The organism is Aureimonas pseudogalii, assembly GCF_014196835.1.
Taxonomy (GTDB): domain Bacteria; phylum Pseudomonadota; class Alphaproteobacteria; order Rhizobiales; family Rhizobiaceae; genus Aureimonas; species Aureimonas pseudogalii.
In genome coordinates this window covers 155,275-170,472 of the sequence record NZ_JACIEK010000004.1, presented here as the reverse complement: position 1 = coordinate 170,472, position 15,198 = coordinate 155,275, and the positions used below count along the sequence as shown (strand labels likewise).

The window sequence follows — 15,198 nt, the reverse complement described above, 5'->3', positions numbered from 1 at the left end:
GCTGTCAATCTCGTTTTAGGACGGTTCCTGGTGCGGGTGGAGGGACTCGAACCCCCACGCTTTTAGGCGCTAGAACCTAAATCTAGTGCGTCTACCAATTCCGCCACACCCGCTCGCAGCCCGTCGACTAGCCCGTCAGCCGGCGCGCGCCTCTATATCACCCGCGCCAACGCCGTCAAAGATTTAATGCGCTGTGCATCGGACTGCGGCCACCGTCGTGTGACGGGACGGAGAACGGGACGCCGAGCTCGGAGGGTAAGGAATTCTTCATGTTGCATTGCACAAGTCGCAAGGCTGCCATGCAACATCCGGTCTAGTGGCAGTCCTGCGAACCGATTAGATCTCAAACATCGGAACGACGGAGAAACACCGGCCGTTTCCTCCTAGACCTTCGAGACGATCGGATCCTCCCATGAACATCGTTCGCTCCTACAACAACTGGCGCCGGTTTCGCGAGACCCGCAACGAGTTGAACCGCCTGTCGCACCGCGAGCTCGCCGACCTCGGCATCTCGCGCACCGACATCACGACGATCGCCCGCCAGGCGACGCGCTGACACCCTAGAATTTCGCGAGGGCCCATCCTCCTCCCAACGGACCCGAGCGGATCAGCGCCGGCGGTTCCTCCCACCGCAGGCGACCACACGACACCCGCCGGTCCTCCCCCGGCGGGTGTTGTCGTTTCCGGGATCGGCTTTATCCCGCCCCGGCGCGGTGTTAGAAACCGCGGATGACCCAGTCCCCCATCCATATCGTCGGCGGCGGCCTCGCCGGATCGGAAGCCGCCTGGCAGATCGCCGAAGCCGGTCTTCCCGTGGTGCTGCACGAGATGCGCGGCGTGCGCCCGACCGACGCCCACCACACGGATTCGCTCGCCGAACTCGTCTGCTCCAACTCCTTCCGCTCCGACGACGCCACCGCCAACGCGGTGGGCGTGATCCATGCGGAAATGCGGCTGGCGGGCTCGCTCATCATGCGCTGCGCCGACGCCCATCAGGTGCCCGCCGGCGGTGCGCTGGCCGTCGACCGCAACGGATTCGCCGCGGCCGTCACCGCCCGGATCGAAGCCCATCCGCTGATCGAGTTGCGCCGCGAGGAGATCGTGGGCCTGCCGCCGCGCGAATGGGGCCAGACGATCATCGCCACCGGCCCACTGACCGCGCCGGCTCTGGCCGAGGCCATCCGCGCGGAGACCGGCGCCGACGCCCTCGCTTTCTTCGACGCCATCGCGCCGATCGTCCATTTCGAGACGATCGATCTCGGCAAGGCCTGGTTCCAGTCGCGCTACGACAAGGTCGGGCCGGGGGGCACCGGCAAGGACTACGTCAACTGTCCGCTGGACAAGGCGCAGTACGAGGCCTTCGTGGCGGGGCTCGTGGCCGGGAGCAAGACCGAGTTCCACGAGTGGGAGGGCACGCCCTATTTCGACGGCTGCCTGCCGATCGAAGTCATGGCCGAGCGCGGACCGGAAACCCTGCGCCACGGCCCGATGAAGCCGATGGGCCTGACCAACTCGCACCAGCCCGACATCAAGGCCTATGCCGTCGTCCAGCTGCGCCAGGACAACGCGCTGGGCACGCTCTACAACATGGTCGGCTTCCAGACGAAGCTGAAATACGCCGAGCAGGTCCGCCTCTTCCGCACCATTCCTGGGCTCGAGACGGCCGAGTTCGCGCGGCTCGGCGGACTGCACCGCAACACCTACTTGAACTCGCCGACGCTGCTCGACGACACGTTGCGGCTGCGTTCCCGGCCGCAACTGCGCTTCGCCGGGCAGATCACCGGCTGCGAGGGCTATGTCGAATCGGCCTCGATCGGCCTTCTTGCCGGGCGCTTCGCCGCAGCCGAAGCGCGCGGCGAGACGCTGGCCCCGTTGCCGCCCACCACCGCGATGGGGGCTCTGCTCGGCCACATCACGGGCGGCCACCTCACGGCCGACGACGAGCCGGGCAAGCGCTCCTTTCAGCCGATGAACGTCAATTTCGGCCTCTTTCCGCCGATCGAGGCTCCGAAGATGGAAGGCAAGCGCCTGCGGGGCAAGGAGAAGACGACCGCCAAGAAACAGGCGATGGCGGCACGGGCGCTGGCCGATTTTGGCGCCTGGCTCGGCCTCGAGGCCCCCCGCGCTATCGCGGCAGAGTAGCGGCGGCCGGCCATTCCGCCGATCGCAGAAGCAGAGTGACGGCGCCGGCGTCGAGCCGGTTCCGGCCGTCCTTCCAGAGCCGCTCCACACGCACGCGGACCGTCCGCCCGCCCACGGTGACGCCGTCGAAATCCGACGCGGCGGCTGGCCGTTCGCCGCCCACGGGCGGCAGCCCCGAGACGAAGGGGCCGAGATCGAGCGGATCGCGGGTACCGTGCAGATCGATCACGAGGCGAGCGCCATCGAACCAGAGCGACAGGCCGCGCGGGTCGGGCTCGTAACTCCGGTTGACGGGACGCGAGAGATAAGCTCGGTCGAACCCGCTGGTGTCGAGCGCATCGTCCGACCAGCCCTCGAAGATCTGCGTCATCACGTTCGGGTCCGGGCCCTCGCGAATCTCGAGAAGCGCCACGACCTCATCAAGGCCGGCGTCGCGGTCTGCCCAGAGCGGATCGCTGGCCTCCTCTGCCGAAAGCAGCGATCGCACGCGCCAGAGTTCGGCCACCTCGTCGAGCGCGACAAGACGCGAGCGTAGGACTTGCGCGGCGTTAGGTGCCATCGGCACACGATCGGCAGGCTTTCGAGCGAGCACCTCGCCAAACGCCGTCTCGATTCGCGCCGACTGGCTGCGGCCTACCGTGTCCGCGACGCCCCAGGGGCCGACGGTGGAAAGCGCCAGCAACACGACAGGTACCGCCGCCACGACGCGGATGTCGCCGCGCAGGCGTTTGGCGAGTTGCGCCAGCAGGATGCAGAACACCGCAAGGCTCCAGAGCGCGAGGTAGTAGCGCTCCGCCGTGAAACCTTCCGCGCTGATCCTCTGCGTCAGCGCATAGGCGAGAAGCGCCAGCGGCAGAGCGAGGAGAAACGGCCACCCGCGAAAGGTCCATCGCAGCGGCGAGCTCGGGCCGTCGCGGAACGGATCGGCGGCGATCCGAAGGAGCAGCACGAGCATCGAGAAGCTGGCGACGATCCAGCCGATCTGGCCGCGCGGGACTTCGCCGGTCAGCGCGATCCGGCCTACATAGACGTGCAGCACGAGCGCCGTCGCCAGCACCAGCGGCGCCAGCACCCAGTCGAACAGTGGTCGCACCGTGCGCACCAGCCGGTCGTCCACGTCGAAGCTCGGCGCGTCCTCGCCCGTGGCCGGCAGGCGTCCGAGCGCGAAGAGCGGACCCACCAACGTGACGCCGACGGTGAGGATGTAGCCGTCTGCGTCCGCGAAAAGATCTGTCCGGAACAGGTAGCGGATCATTTCGAGAAGGAGGTAAAGCCCGAACACGAAGAGCAGCACCGAGAGGAACGCGAGCGCGACGCCGACGCAGGCCCAGAGCGTGAAGCTCCAGAACCGCAGGGGACTGCCGCGCCCGAGCGTCGCGGCCAGCGGCACGGCACAGAGCGCCGAGATAACGAGGGCTGGTGCGTGAATGGCGAACGGTCGCCCGAACCAGATCGCCGCGCCGACCGCGGCGGCAGCAAGAACTTCCATGGCCACGGGAGCGAGGCGCGTCCGCAGTCGGCCTTCGAAGGCGAGGCTGACCGCCAGCGACACGGCAGCGGCACCTGCGAGCACGGCGAGAAGACGGACCGGGTCCATCTCGTCGGCAAACCGGCCATGAAGCGTCAGGGTGGAGACGATGCCGAACGCCAGTACGAGGAGCGCGGTGACGGGAAAGCGGGAAGTCGCTTGCAGCAAGCCGCGACGCAGTGCCCCCGCCCCTCGTTCGATCCGCGCTCGAAAGCCCATGCCGATCTCCTTCCCGCCCGATACCCTCACGCGGCCGCGATCGCTGCCCCAATTCTTGAACACCCACGAATGCGACTGCGGGCGAACCCTCAGCCCCGCATCCAGCGCCAATACGCCCAGAGCCGGATCAAGGGCGAAAGGGTCGACGCCCCCTTCCCGGCCTCCAGCGCCGTGAGATAGCGGCGCGTCAGGCGCGCTGGCAGAAGCGCGGGACGCAACGCACGGGGCACGAGGTGCCACTCCGCTTCGGCACGGGCGAGATGCTCCGCCGCAAAGGCACGCATGGCCGCCTCCGCCGGTGCGGTCTCCGGTCCTCCGCGCAGCCAGGCCCCGGCGTCGAGACCGGTGGCGGCGAGTAGATCGGTCGGCAGGAAGACCTGGTTGCGGGAGCGGTGCAGCGCAGCGGATCGAAGAGCACCTGTCGCCGCCTGCGCGACGCCGGCATGTCCGGCGCGCTCGGTGATCCCGGACGCGGCGGCGCGATCCAGCACCATCGCCGCCAGCACGATCAGCGCCGAGGCGGTCTCACCGGCATAGGCTTCGAAATCCGCGCGCGACGGCATGGGATCGTCGTAGAGATCGAAGATCCGCGCCTCCAGCCAGCCCTCGAAGGCGGCGGCGGGCAGATCGAAGCGGCGGATCGTATCGAGCAGCGCTTCGGCCACGGGCGAGCCGTCGCCTTCGCGGGCGTCACTGGCCACCCCCGCCTCGATCCTGTCCCGCCACCATTGCAGCCGGATCTCGCCCGGCAACGGCTGCGAGACGAGGTCGCGGATGCGAGCGGTCTCGACGTTGAAGGCATAGAGCGCGTTGAGGTGTCGCTGCAGATCCGCGGGCGCGAAGCCCACCGACACCGCCCGGTCGGGATCGCCGTCGCGAACGATGCGCTCGCATTCGGCATAGGCCGCATCGAGCCGCGCGGCGCCGGGTTCGGCCATCGCGATCAATCGACGGCGACGAGCGCGGCGGCGACCGGCCGGCCTTCGGAGAGCATGATGTTATAGGTCCGCACCGCCGCGCCGGTGGACATGGGATCGCAGGAGATGCCGGCCTTCTTCAGCCGGTCCGCGAGAGCCGGCGGGATGCGGCGAATGTCCGGCCCCGTGCCGAACAGCAGGAAGCGGATGCCCTCCATCTCCTCGAAGACCTTCAGCAGCCGTTCGCCCGAGAAGGGCGCCTCAGCGGTTCCCGTCCAGCCATAGATGCCCGAGGGCAGGCAGAGGATGGAGCCGCGATGCGACATGTCGGCAAAGCGGAAGCCGCCATTGCCATAGGCATCCACCGGAGCGCGGCGCGGGTAGTGCGCGTCCCGCAGCACGCCAGGCGAGGTGTCGGACGCCATCCCGCTCAGACCGTGCCGGATGGCGTCGGGCGGCTCGGCGACGTTCCGACGACGGGCTTGGCCTCGTCCGCTTCCTTGTCGCCGCCGCGAATCGTTTCCGGCCGCAGCTTGAAGTAGATAAGAACCGGCGCCGCGATGAAGATGGACGAGTAGACGCCCACGAGAACGCCGGCCAGCATCGGCGCCACGAAGACGCGGATGACGTCACCGCCGAAGCCGTAGAGCGCCACGAGCGCCAGCACCAGCGTCACCGCCGTCAGCATGGTGCGCGACAGCGTCTCGTTCAGCGAGAGATCGATGATCTCGCCGATCGGCATCTTCTTGTATTTTCTAAGATTCTCACGGATGCGGTCGAACACCACGACAGTGTCGTTCAGCGAGTAGCCGACGATCGTCAGCAATGCGGCGATCGACGACAGGTTGAACTCGAGTTGCGACACCACGAGGAAGCCGATGGTCATTGCGACGTCGTGCGCCGTGGCCAGCAGCGCGCCGATCGCGAACTGCCACTCGAACCGCACCCAGACGTAGAAGGCGATCGCGAGCAGCGAAGCGCCGACGCCGAAGACGGCCGCCCAGGCGAGTTCGCCCGAGACCGTCGGCCCGACCACCTCCACGCGCTGGAAGTCGTAGTCCGCCTGTAGCGCGCCGCGCACGGCGTTGACACTCGCCTGCGGCGTCTCGGCATCCTGCGGCTGCGTGCCGAAGCGGATCAGCACGTCGCGCGGCGAGCCGAACTCCTGCACCTGCAGGTCGCCCTCGACGATCGTGGCGAGATCGTCGCGGATCTGCGCGACATCGGCGCTCTCGGCCTTCGAGCGCAGCTCCATCACGGTGCCGCCGGTGAAGTCGATGCCGAAGTTCAGGCCGCCGACGAAGAGGCTGGCGACGGATGCGAGCGACAGCGCGATGGTGATCGTGAAGGCGGCGCGGCGTACCGCCATGAAGGGGATGCGCGTGCCGTGCGGCACGAAGGAGATCCAGCCCTTCGGCACTTCCTTCGGGCGCTGGCGACGAACCCAGTAGGACACGAGCCAGCGCGTCAGCGTCAGCGCGGTGAAGATCGTCGTGAAGATGCCGAGCGCCAGCGTTACGGCGAAGCCACGCACCGGACCCGATCCGAGGAAGAACAGGATCACGGCGGCGATCAGTGTCGTGACGTTGGCGTCCATGATCGTGCCGAGCGCCTTGTGGAAGCCCGCGTCGATCGACTGGACGACCGATCGCCCGTTTCGCCGTTCTTCGAGAATGCGCTCGTAGATGAGGACGTTGGAATCCACCGCCATGCCCATCGTCAGCACGATGCCGGCGATGCCCGGCAGCGTCAGCGTGGAGCCGAGCACCGAGAGAAGCGCCACCAGGAGGATGACGTTCACGAGCAGCGCGACGTTGGCGATGAGCCCGAGGAACCCGTAGGCGACGAGCATGAAGACGATGACGAAGACGCCGCCGATGATGCCGGCGTTCTGGCCCGCGGCCACCGAATCGGCGCCGAGGCCCGGGCCGACCGTGCGCTCCTCGATGATGTCGAGAGTCGCGGGCAAGGCGCCGGCGCGCAGCAGCACGGCGAGATCGTTGGCCGTCTGCACGGTGAAGTTGCCGGAGATCTGCGCCTGACCGCCGAGGATCGGTTCGCGGATGCTAGGCGCCGAGAGCACCTTGTCGTCGAGGACGATCGCGAAGGGCCGGCCGACGTTTTCCTGCGTCACCGCGCCGAAGCGCTGGGCACCGCGCGAATCGAACCGAATGTTGACCACCGGCTGGCTGTTCTGCTGGTCGAAGCCGGCCTGCGCGTCGGTGAGGCTCTCGCCCGAGATCATCACCTGCCGCTGCACAAGGATCGGCTGCGCCGGCTCGTCGGTGGTCATCAGCAGTTCGTCGCCGGCGGGAAGCGGCTGCTGCTTGGCGGCCACGGCCTGCGCCACGTTCGACACGTCGACGAGACGGAAGGTCAGTCGCGCCGTCTGGTTGAGGAGGTTCTTGAGGCGGGCGGGATCCTGCAGGCCGGGCACCTGCACCATGATCCGGTCGAGGCCCTGGCGCTGGATCACCGGCTCGGTGGTGCCGAGCTCGTCGACGCGGCGGCGCACCACCTCGATCGACTGGGCGACGGCTGTCGAGAGGCGATAGTTCACGCCGGCCTCGGTCAGCGCCAGCCGGAAGCTGCCCGGCTGCGTCTCGGTCAACTCGGCCTCGACCACCGACCCCCCGGCGAGAAGCCCGCTCGAGATCGGCGAGGTCAGCTGCTCCAGCGCGGTGCGCGCCGCTGCGGTCTGGCTGGGGTCGCGAAGATTGAACTGGATGCCGCCGTTCACCTCGGCGAGGTTGGCGAAGCCGATATTGGCGTTGCGCAGGCTCAGCTGCACGTCCTCGCGAAGGCCCAGAAGCCGGTCGTTGACGAGAGAGGCGCGGTCGACCTCGAGCAGCACGTAGGAGCCGCCCTGCAGGTCGAGACCCAGCGTCATCGGGCGTGCGGGCACGAAGCCGGGCAGCGACGCGCGCTGGCTTTCGGTCAGGAAGTTCGGAAGCGCGAAGAGGACGCCGGCCAGAACCGCCAGCCAGATGAGGGTGGTCTTCCAGCGCGAGAAGTGAAGCATGGCGGTTCCGAACGTGGATCGAAGCCCCCGATCCCGGAGCCGGGATCAGGCGCTTCGCGATGCCTTGCGGCAGAAAAGAACGATCAGACCCGTGCGCTCGCGCGACCGGGCCTGCTGAAGGACTCGCGGATCGCGGCTATTTCGTGTTGGCGGCGGTGGGCTCGCCCTTCACGCGCACGTCGGTCACCATCGCCTGCAGCACGCGCACCTTGGTCTGCTCGGAGATCTGCACCTCGAGTTCGCCGTTCTCGAGAACCTTGGTCACCTTGGCGATGATGCCGCCGCCGGTGACGATCGTGTCACCGCGCCGGATGTTGGTCAGCATCTCGCCACGCTTCTTGGCCGCCGTGCGCTGCGGGCGGATGATGAGGAAATACATGATCGCGAACACCGCCACGAAGGGCAGGATCGAAATGAGGATGCTTTCCGGCCCCCCGGCGGCAGCGGCGGTCTGGGCGAAGGCCGGGGTGACGAACATGAAATTCTCCTGACGGGACGCAAACGGCCGCAACCGGCCTTGGCAAGATGCGCGCAATATACGAACGGTCGATGCGAATGCAACATGATCCGTCCCCGCCCTCCGGGGCCCCGCTCGGGACGGATGCGAAGGGTCCCCCCCCACGTGCCGCCCTCCCCCGACGCCGACCTCGCATCGACCCTGCGCCGCATCGCCGAAGCGCTGGAGCGGCTGGCGCCCGCCGCCGAGACCGAACCGAATCTCGCGGCGGCCGATTGCTTCGTCTTCGCGCCGCCGCGGGGCCTGCAGCCCGTGGCCCGGGTCAACCGGGTGCCGGTCGCGCTGCTGCAGGGCATCGACCGCTCGCGCGACACGCTGCTCGACAACACGCGGCGTTTCGCGGCCGGCCTTCCCGCCAACAACGCGCTCCTCTGGGGCGCGCGGGGCATGGGCAAGTCGTCGCTCGTGAAATCCGTTCACGCAAGCGTCAACGCCGATCGCGATCCCGACCGCCCTGCCCTGAAATTGATCGAGATCCACCGCGAGGACATCGACGCCCTTCCCGCGCTGCTCGCGATCGTCCGAAGGACACAGAGTCCGGTGCTCCTCTTCTGCGACGACCTGTCGTTCGACCACGACGACACGTCCTACAAGTCGCTGAAGGCAGCGCTCGACGGCGGCGTCGAGGGGCGGCCGGAGAACGTGCTCTTCTACGCGACCTCGAACCGGCGCCATCTCCTGCCCCGCACCATGATGGAGAACGAGCAGTCGACCGCCATCAATCCGAGCGAGGCGGTGGAGGAAAAGGTCTCGCTGTCCGACCGGTTCGGGCTCTGGCTCGGTTTCCACAAATGTTCGCAGGACGAGTATCTCGCGATGGTGGAGGGCTACCTGCGGGCCGCCGCCATTCCCTTCGACGACGCGGCAATGCGCCACGACGCGCTGGAATGGGCGACGACGCGGGGCAGCCGATCCGGCCGCGTCGCCTTCCAGTTCGTACAGGATTTCGCCGGCCGCACCGGTCATCGCTTCGATCTGGCCGGCTAGCACGGGTGCGCTTGCCGAGCCGACCGGATCCACGTCACGGGAGGAAATCGAACCGGATCGTTTCCCGATGTGTTGCTCGCGTCATACCTGTCGAAAAAGAGGCAAGCCGATGGTTTGCATTCTTGCAGTGCAGCGCCGTCCGCCCTCTATTGAGGTGAGCGATGGCGCTTCGGCCTCGTGGACAGGATGGGCGGACCGAAAATGACCGTCTTCGCGGTGAAGCACAGGACGGTGTTCGACTACGCCAGACCCGTGGGGTTCGGCGAACATCGCATCCTGTTTCGCCCGCGCGACAGCTACGACCAGCGCCTGCTCGAGAGCACGCTGACGGTGGAGCCGACCCCGCGCGAGGTCCGCTGGTTCCATGACGTGTTCGGCAATTGCGTCGCCGTCGTGAGCTTCGGCAAGCGCGCGCGCCAGCTGGTCTTCGAATCGCGCATCCGCATCGATCACTCGCCGCAGTCGACGCCCGATTTCCGGATCCACAAGCGGGCCGAGACCTATCCCTTCGCCTATGACGGCGACGATGCCGCCGATCTCGGACGCCTCGTGGAGCGGCATTATCCCGACCCGCAGAACGAGATCGGCAAATGGGCGCGCCGCTTCGTCTCCGCGGGTCCGGCCGGCACCGACACCGGCAAGCTTCTGATGACGCTGTGCTTCGCGATCAAGGAGAGCTTCAACTATTCGCGCCGCCACGAAGAGGGCACGCAGGAGCCGCTGGTGACGCTGCAGTCGGCCCGCGGCACCTGCCGCGACTTCGCGCTCTTCATGATGGAGGCGGTGCGCTCGCTCGGCTTCGCCGCCCGCTTCGTCACCGGCTACATCTACGTGCCCGATCGCGACGGATCGGAGGTGCTCGGCGGCGGCTCGACCCACGCCTGGTGCCAGGTCTACCTGCCCGGCGCCGGCTGGATCGAGTTCGACCCCACCAACGGCATCGTCGGCAACCGCGACCTCATCCGCGTCGCCGTGGTGCGCGATCCCCGCCAGGCGGTGCCGCTGTCGGGCACCTATGCCGGCAAGGCTGGCGACGCCAAGGGCATGACCGTCCAGGTGAACGTCACGACGGAGACGTCCTCGCAGCCGGGCGACACCGCGCCGGGCGCCGACACCCCGACACCGCATCGCCGCACGGCCGGCGCATGACCCCCCTCTCGTGCCCATCGGCACCTGCGTGTTCGACGCCTCGAACGGACTAGGAGATTCGATGAAAATTCGCGCGGGCTTCACCCTGGGCTACGAGTGCTATCAGCCGACGCCGATGCTCCTCGCCCTCAACATCCATCCCTCCCGGCGGGGCGATCTGTTGACCGAGCAGGTGATCTCGTTCGACCAGCCGGTGAACGCGCGCGAGTATGTCGACGGGTTCGGCAACGTCTGCACGCGTATCGTGGCGCCTCCCGGCGTCACCCACGTCTCCACCTCGTTCGACATCTACGACAGCGGCCAACCGGATGTCGTCGCCTGGGACGCGGTGCAGCACGAAGTGCAGGACCTGCCCGACGAGGTGCTCGTCTACCTCCTCGGCAGCCGCTACTGCGACACCGACAAGCTGGCGAGCTTCGCCTGGTCGATGTTCGGCCATACGGCGCCGGGCTGGGGCCGCGTGCAGGCGATCTGCGACTTCGTGCACAACCACATCACCTTCAACTACCAAAACGCCGACTCCACCCGCTCCGCCTTCGGCGGCTACAACGATCGCACCGGCGTCTGCCGAGACTTCGCGCATCTGGCCGTAACGCTCTGCCGCTGCATGAACGTGCCCGCGCGCTACTGCACCGGCTATCTCGGCGACATCCGCATTCCACCGGTGCCGGGCCCGATGGATTTCAGCGCCTGGTTCCAAGTCTATCTCGGCGGCAACTGGTACACCTGCGACGCCCGGCACAACTTCCCCCGCGTCGGCCGCGTGCTGATGGCGACGGGCCGCGACGCGACGGACGTCGCGCTCTCGACCAATTTCGGCACCGCCCATCTCGTCCAGTTCGACGTCGTCTCCTACGAACTCATCGACTGACGGGAAAGCCTGCCCGCCCTCGGGCCGGCGACGCAATCGGCGTAGCGAAGGGAGGGCGGCCGGCCGGGCGCCTTCCCTTCATCGATTCGGCGACCCTATCGTTCCGCGCTTCCGATGTCGTTTCCCGCCTTCGCAATGGCCTGACCCTGCCGGGGAACGCGGCTTCGACATCGGCAGTTGGTCGCGGGAAGCCTCCATGCCGGAGGTCGCGACGCTTGGCCCTCTTCCGGCGTCCGCACACTGGGAGCGCCATCATGGCCGATTTGAATTCCGTCCGCGACGGCATGGACGTCCGCGGATCCGACGATGGGCATGTCGGCACCGTACACGCCGTCGAAGGCGATCGCATCAAGCTCTCGCGCTCCGATCCCGCGGCCGGCGGCGAGCACCATTTCCTGCATCGCGACATGATCGCAGCGGTGGAAGACGACGTGGTTCGCCTCACCCGCACGTCGTCGCAGGCGCGTGACGAATGGGGCGTCGAGGCGGTCGGCGGCGGCGAGGACGCCTCGCTCGACGAGCATGGCGCCGAACCAGGTTCACCGGCCGTCGGCCCCTGAGCCCGTCACACTCGCCATCCCCACCGGACACCTTTCAGGACTAAAGTTCATGACCGTCACAGTTCCCCTCGCCGCCCTGCTTCTGGCCGGCGCCGCCGCCCTCGCGCTTCCGCAAGCCGCTCTCGCCCAATCCTCCGCCGCGCCCGGTGCCAAGCTCGAACAGGTCGCCACCTTCCCGCATCAGGTGACCGGCGTCACCGTCGCCGAGGACGGGCGCGTCTTCGTCAACTTTCCGCGCTGGACCGAGGATGCTCCCGTGTCGGTCGCGGAGGTCGCGAAGGACGGCTCGATCACGCCCTATCCGAATGCCGAGTGGAACGCGTGGCGCAACGCCCGCAAGGACGAGATGAGCCCAGGCGACCATTTCGTCTGCGTCCAGAGCGTCGTGGCGGACGGGCGCGGCAATCTGTGGGTGCTCGATCCCGCTGCGCCGGCCCAGGCCTTCATCGTGCCCCAAGGCCCCAAGCTCGTGCGCATCGATCTGAAGACCAACGCGGTGGCGCAGACCATCGCCTTCGACGAGACCGCCGCGCCGCAGGGCTCCTATCTCAACGACGTGCGCTTCTCGGCCGACGGGCGTCATGCCTTCATCACCGATTCCGGCGCGAAGGGCGCGCTGCTCGTGGTGGATCTCGAAAGCGGCAAGGCACGCCGCGTGCTCGACGGGCACCCCTCGACGCAGGTCGAAAAGGGCGTCGTCGTCACCGCCGACGGTCAGCCGGTGCGTCGCCCGGACGGGCGCGGCGTCGAGTTCTCGGCGGACGGCATCGCGCTGTCGAAGGACGCGACGCAGCTCTACTGGCAGGCCATCAAGGGTCGCACGCTCTATCGCATTCCGACCGAGACGTTGGTGACGGCTGGGCTGAACGGTGAGGACGTGTCGTCGAAGGTCGAGCGCTTCAGCGAGAACGGTGTCTCCGACGGGCTCCTCATCGGGCGCGAGAGCGGGCACATGTATGTGAGCGCGGTGGAGGAGGATGCGGTGAAGATCCGCGACCTCGAAGCCGGGCCCACCGGCGAGCCGACCATCCTCGTGAAGGACGCGCGCCTGCGCTGGCCCGACACGTTCGGCGAAGGGCCGGACGGCGCGATCTACGTCACGACCTCGCACATTCAGGACTCCGCCTACTTCAAGCCCGGCGCGCCGGCGGCCCTGCCGACCGAGCTCTGGCGGATCACCTTCGAGCCGAAGGCCAAGCCCGTCAACTGACGGGGCGCCCTGCGAAGACGACAAAGGCCGGTCCCCAGCGGGGCCGGCCTTTTTCCGTTCGGCGCTTCCGGCGCTATTCCTTCACCGCACCCGTCATCGACGAGACGTAGTAGTCGACGAAGAAGGAATAGAGGATCACCACCGGCAGCGAGCCGAGCAGCGCGCCGGCCATCAGCGATCCCCACTCGTAGACGTCGCCGCGCACCAGTTCGGTGAGGACACCCACCGGCACCGTCTTGTTCTCCGACGACTGGATGAAGGTGAGCGCGTAGATGAACTCGTTCCAGGCCAGCGTGAAGGCGAAGATACCGGCCGAAATCAGGCCGGGCACCGCCAGAGGCAGCACGATCTTCGTCAGAATCTGCCAGCGCGTCGCGCCGTCCACCAGCGCCGACTCCTCGAGTTCGAACGGGATCGAGCGGAAATAGCCCATCAGCAGCCAGGTGCAGAACGGGATGAGGAAGGTCGGATAGGTCAGGATCAGCGCCAGCTTCGAATCGAACATGCCGACCTGGAAGACGATGAAGGCGAGCGGGATGAAGAGGATCGAGGGCGGGATCAGGTAGGCGAGGAAGACGAGGAGGCCCGTCACCCGCGCCCCCGTGAAGCGGATGCGCTCGATCGCGTAGGCGGCGAAGACGGACGCCGCCAGCGCGATCACGGTCGAGCAGGTGGAGACGACGATCGTGTTCCACAGCCAGCCGGGATAGGAGGTCTCGAACAAGAGATACTTGATGTGGTCGAGAGTCGGCCCCACCACCCAGAACGGACTGTGCGCGGCGTAGTTGGTCAACTGGTCGTTCGGTTTGATGGCGGTGATCGCCATCCAGTAGAACGGGAACAGCAGCACGAAGAGGAACACGGCGAGCGGCAGGTAGATCACCAGGATCTTGCGCGCCATCGTGTCGTGCTGGGACATGCCGACGATGTCGTCGGACATGATGGCGGGTTCGGCGGTCTGAACGGTCATGGCTGTTTCCTCAATCCGAGCCGCCCTGCTGCCATTTGCGGCGCTGCAGACCGAAGAAGCTGAATAGGATGGCGGCGAGCAGGAAGGGCACCATCGCAACCGCGATGGCCGCGCCCTCGCCGAGCGCGCCGCCGGGAATGCCGCGCTGGAAGGAGAGCGTCGCCATCAGGTGCGTCGCGTTCACCGGCCCACCCTTCGTCAGCACGTAGATCAGCTGAAAGTCGGTGAAGGTGAACAGCACCGAGAAGGTCATGACGACGGCGATGATCGGCGTCAGCAGCGGCAGGGTGATGCGCCGGAAGCGCTGCCACGAGGTGGCGCCGTCGAGCGCCGCCGCCTCGTGCAGCGAGGCCGGCACGGTCTGCAAGCCCGCCAGCAGCGAGATCGCGACGAAGGGGATGCCGCGCCAGACATTGGCGGCGATCACCGAGAGGCGCGCGTTCCAGGGGTCGCCGAGGAAGTTGATCGGCGCCGAGATCCAGCCCCACTTCATCAGCACGTAGGAGATCACCGAGAACTGCGCGTCGTAGATCCACCAGAAGGCGAGCGCCGAGAGCACGGTCGGCACGACCCACGGCAAGAGAATAATGGCCCGGAACAGCGACTTGCACGGCAGGTTCTCGTTGAGGATCACCGCGAGCCAGAGCCCCAGCCCGAACTTCAGGATCGAGGCGATGGCGGTGTAGAAGACGGTGTTGAAGACCGACATCCAGAACACTCGGTCGCGCATCAGGTACTCGTAGTTCTCCAGCCCGATGAAGATGCCGGAGCGGCCGATCTTGGCGTCGGTGAAGCCGAGCCAGACGCCGAGCCCCAGCGGGTAGGTGAGGAAGCAGAGAAGGAAGATCGCCGCCGGCAGCATGAACAGGAAGCCGAGCCCGTTTCGGCTCTGTGACAGGCGCTCGAAGAAGGACGCGCGAGGCGGCGCGCTCCCCCTGCGTATCGTGGTGCTGGACATGGAATAAGATCCTCCGCCTCGGGTGTGCATGGTGCTGCAAGGCCGCGCCGCCGCCCATCATGAAGGGCAGCGACGCGGTCGAGGATGGCCGGTCTCCCGGCTTCATCCGGCCCTCGGCCACCATCCCGCATGCGCGAGACGGCGGCTG

General features: G+C 67.4%; 14 protein-coding genes and 1 tRNA gene. 7 read left to right on the top strand and 8 right to left on the bottom strand.

Features of this window, described 5'->3' with window-relative positions:
- Window positions 1-28: 28 nt before the first annotated feature.
- Window positions 29-113 (bottom strand) — tRNA-Leu (locus GGR04_RS10520).
- Window positions 114-412: 299 nt separating this feature from the next.
- Between GGR04_RS10520 and GGR04_RS10515 the strand changes: the two genes are divergently transcribed.
- Entirely contained in the window at window positions 413-556 is a 144-nt protein-coding gene (locus GGR04_RS10515; protein ID WP_183199829.1) for a DUF1127 domain-containing protein, read from the top strand.
- Window positions 557-729: 173 nt separating this feature from the next.
- On the top strand, window positions 730-2,142 hold the full coding sequence (gene trmFO / locus GGR04_RS10510; RefSeq protein WP_183199828.1) for a methylenetetrahydrofolate--tRNA-(uracil(54)-C(5))-methyltransferase (FADH(2)-oxidizing) TrmFO: 1,413 nt from the start codon (window positions 730-732) through the stop codon (window positions 2,140-2,142).
- Here trmFO and GGR04_RS10505 read toward each other — a convergent pair.
- The 5 genes from GGR04_RS10505 to yajC all read right to left on the bottom strand — a co-directional run bounded on the left by GGR04_RS10505 (window position 2,126) and on the right by yajC (window position 8,306).
- Window positions 2,126-3,889, bottom strand: coding sequence for a DUF4153 domain-containing protein (locus tag GGR04_RS10505; protein ID WP_183199827.1), 1,764 nt, complete (start codon window positions 3,887-3,889; stop codon window positions 2,126-2,128). The genes trmFO and GGR04_RS10505 overlap by 17 nt on opposite strands.
- A gap of 89 nt (window positions 3,890-3,978) precedes the next feature.
- Window positions 3,979-4,827, bottom strand: a complete 849-nt coding sequence (locus GGR04_RS10500) for a phytoene/squalene synthase family protein (RefSeq protein WP_183199826.1) — start codon at window positions 4,825-4,827, stop codon at window positions 3,979-3,981.
- 5 nt (window positions 4,828-4,832) lie between these two features.
- Complete coding sequence (locus GGR04_RS10495; RefSeq protein WP_183199825.1) at window positions 4,833-5,231, bottom strand: Mth938-like domain-containing protein; 399 nt, start codon at window positions 5,229-5,231, stop codon at window positions 4,833-4,835.
- Window positions 5,232-5,236: 5 nt separating this feature from the next.
- Complete coding sequence (gene secD, locus GGR04_RS10490; RefSeq protein WP_183199824.1) at window positions 5,237-7,828, bottom strand: protein translocase subunit SecD; 2,592 nt, start codon at window positions 7,826-7,828, stop codon at window positions 5,237-5,239.
- A 136-nt stretch (window positions 7,829-7,964) separates the two neighbouring features.
- The gene (gene yajC / locus GGR04_RS10485) at window positions 7,965-8,306 is read right to left on the bottom strand and encodes a preprotein translocase subunit YajC (RefSeq protein WP_183199823.1); all 342 of its coding nucleotides are present in this window, start codon (window positions 8,304-8,306) and stop codon (window positions 7,965-7,967) included.
- 123 nt (window positions 8,307-8,429) lie between these two features.
- On the opposite strand from yajC, the gene GGR04_RS10480 reads away from it, so the two are divergent.
- From GGR04_RS10480 to GGR04_RS10460, 5 genes are all read left to right on the top strand, one after another.
- On the top strand, window positions 8,430-9,332 hold the full coding sequence (locus GGR04_RS10480; protein WP_183199822.1) for an ATP-binding protein: 903 nt from the start codon (window positions 8,430-8,432) through the stop codon (window positions 9,330-9,332).
- 201 nt (window positions 9,333-9,533) lie between these two features.
- Entirely contained in the window at window positions 9,534-10,481 is a 948-nt protein-coding gene (locus GGR04_RS10475; RefSeq protein ID WP_183199821.1) for a transglutaminase family protein, read from the top strand.
- Between the two features lie 61 nt (window positions 10,482-10,542).
- Complete coding sequence (locus GGR04_RS10470) at window positions 10,543-11,352, top strand: transglutaminase-like domain-containing protein (protein ID WP_183199820.1); 810 nt, start codon at window positions 10,543-10,545, stop codon at window positions 11,350-11,352.
- 254 nt (window positions 11,353-11,606) lie between these two features.
- Window positions 11,607-11,912: a DUF2171 domain-containing protein gene (locus GGR04_RS10465; protein WP_183199819.1), complete on the top strand. Its 306-nt coding sequence runs from the start codon at window positions 11,607-11,609 to the stop codon at window positions 11,910-11,912.
- A 49-nt stretch (window positions 11,913-11,961) separates the two neighbouring features.
- Window positions 11,962-13,122, top strand: coding sequence for an L-dopachrome tautomerase-related protein (locus GGR04_RS10460; RefSeq protein ID WP_183199818.1), 1,161 nt, complete (start codon window positions 11,962-11,964; stop codon window positions 13,120-13,122).
- A gap of 73 nt (window positions 13,123-13,195) precedes the next feature.
- Here GGR04_RS10460 and GGR04_RS10455 read toward each other — a convergent pair whose 3' ends face one another.
- Both GGR04_RS10455 and GGR04_RS10450 read right to left on the bottom strand, forming a co-directional pair.
- The gene (locus GGR04_RS10455; protein WP_376769854.1) at window positions 13,196-14,062 is read right to left on the bottom strand and encodes a carbohydrate ABC transporter permease; all 867 of its coding nucleotides are present in this window, start codon (window positions 14,060-14,062) and stop codon (window positions 13,196-13,198) included.
- 40 nt (window positions 14,063-14,102) lie between these two features.
- Window positions 14,103-15,050 (bottom strand): carbohydrate ABC transporter permease, encoded by a 948-nt coding sequence (locus GGR04_RS10450; protein ID WP_183199816.1) that lies wholly within the window; start codon window positions 15,048-15,050, stop codon window positions 14,103-14,105.
- Window positions 15,051-15,198 lie beyond the last annotated feature (148 nt).

Coding starts and splice junctions, on each gene's coding strand:
- GGR04_RS10500 (WP_183199826.1), bottom strand. CDS start 4,827: ATGGCCGAACCCGGCGCCGCGCGGCTCGATGCGGCCTATGCCGAATGC.
- secD (WP_183199824.1), bottom strand. CDS start 7,828: ATGCTTCACTTCTCGCGCTGGAAGACCACCCTCATCTGGCTGGCGGTT.
- GGR04_RS10475 (WP_183199821.1), top strand. CDS start 9,534: ATGACCGTCTTCGCGGTGAAGCACAGGACGGTGTTCGACTACGCCAGA.
- GGR04_RS10515 (WP_183199829.1), top strand. CDS start 413: ATGAACATCGTTCGCTCCTACAACAACTGGCGCCGGTTTCGCGAGACC.
- yajC (WP_183199823.1), bottom strand. CDS start 8,306: ATGTTCGTCACCCCGGCCTTCGCCCAGACCGCCGCTGCCGCCGGGGGG.
- GGR04_RS10470 (WP_183199820.1), top strand. CDS start 10,543: ATGAAAATTCGCGCGGGCTTCACCCTGGGCTACGAGTGCTATCAGCCG.
- GGR04_RS10455 (WP_376769854.1), bottom strand. CDS start 14,062: ATGTCCGACGACATCGTCGGCATGTCCCAGCACGACACGATGGCGCGC.
- GGR04_RS10505 (WP_183199827.1), bottom strand. CDS start 3,889: ATGGGCTTTCGAGCGCGGATCGAACGAGGGGCGGGGGCACTGCGTCGC.
- GGR04_RS10465 (WP_183199819.1), top strand. CDS start 11,607: ATGGCCGATTTGAATTCCGTCCGCGACGGCATGGACGTCCGCGGATCC.
- GGR04_RS10495 (WP_183199825.1), bottom strand. CDS start 5,231: ATGGCGTCCGACACCTCGCCTGGCGTGCTGCGGGACGCGCACTACCCG.
- GGR04_RS10450 (WP_183199816.1), bottom strand. CDS start 15,050: ATGTCCAGCACCACGATACGCAGGGGGAGCGCGCCGCCTCGCGCGTCC.
- GGR04_RS10480 (WP_183199822.1), top strand. CDS start 8,430: ATGCGAAGGGTCCCCCCCCACGTGCCGCCCTCCCCCGACGCCGACCTC.
- GGR04_RS10460 (WP_183199818.1), top strand. CDS start 11,962: ATGACCGTCACAGTTCCCCTCGCCGCCCTGCTTCTGGCCGGCGCCGCC.
- trmFO (WP_183199828.1), top strand. CDS start 730: ATGACCCAGTCCCCCATCCATATCGTCGGCGGCGGCCTCGCCGGATCG.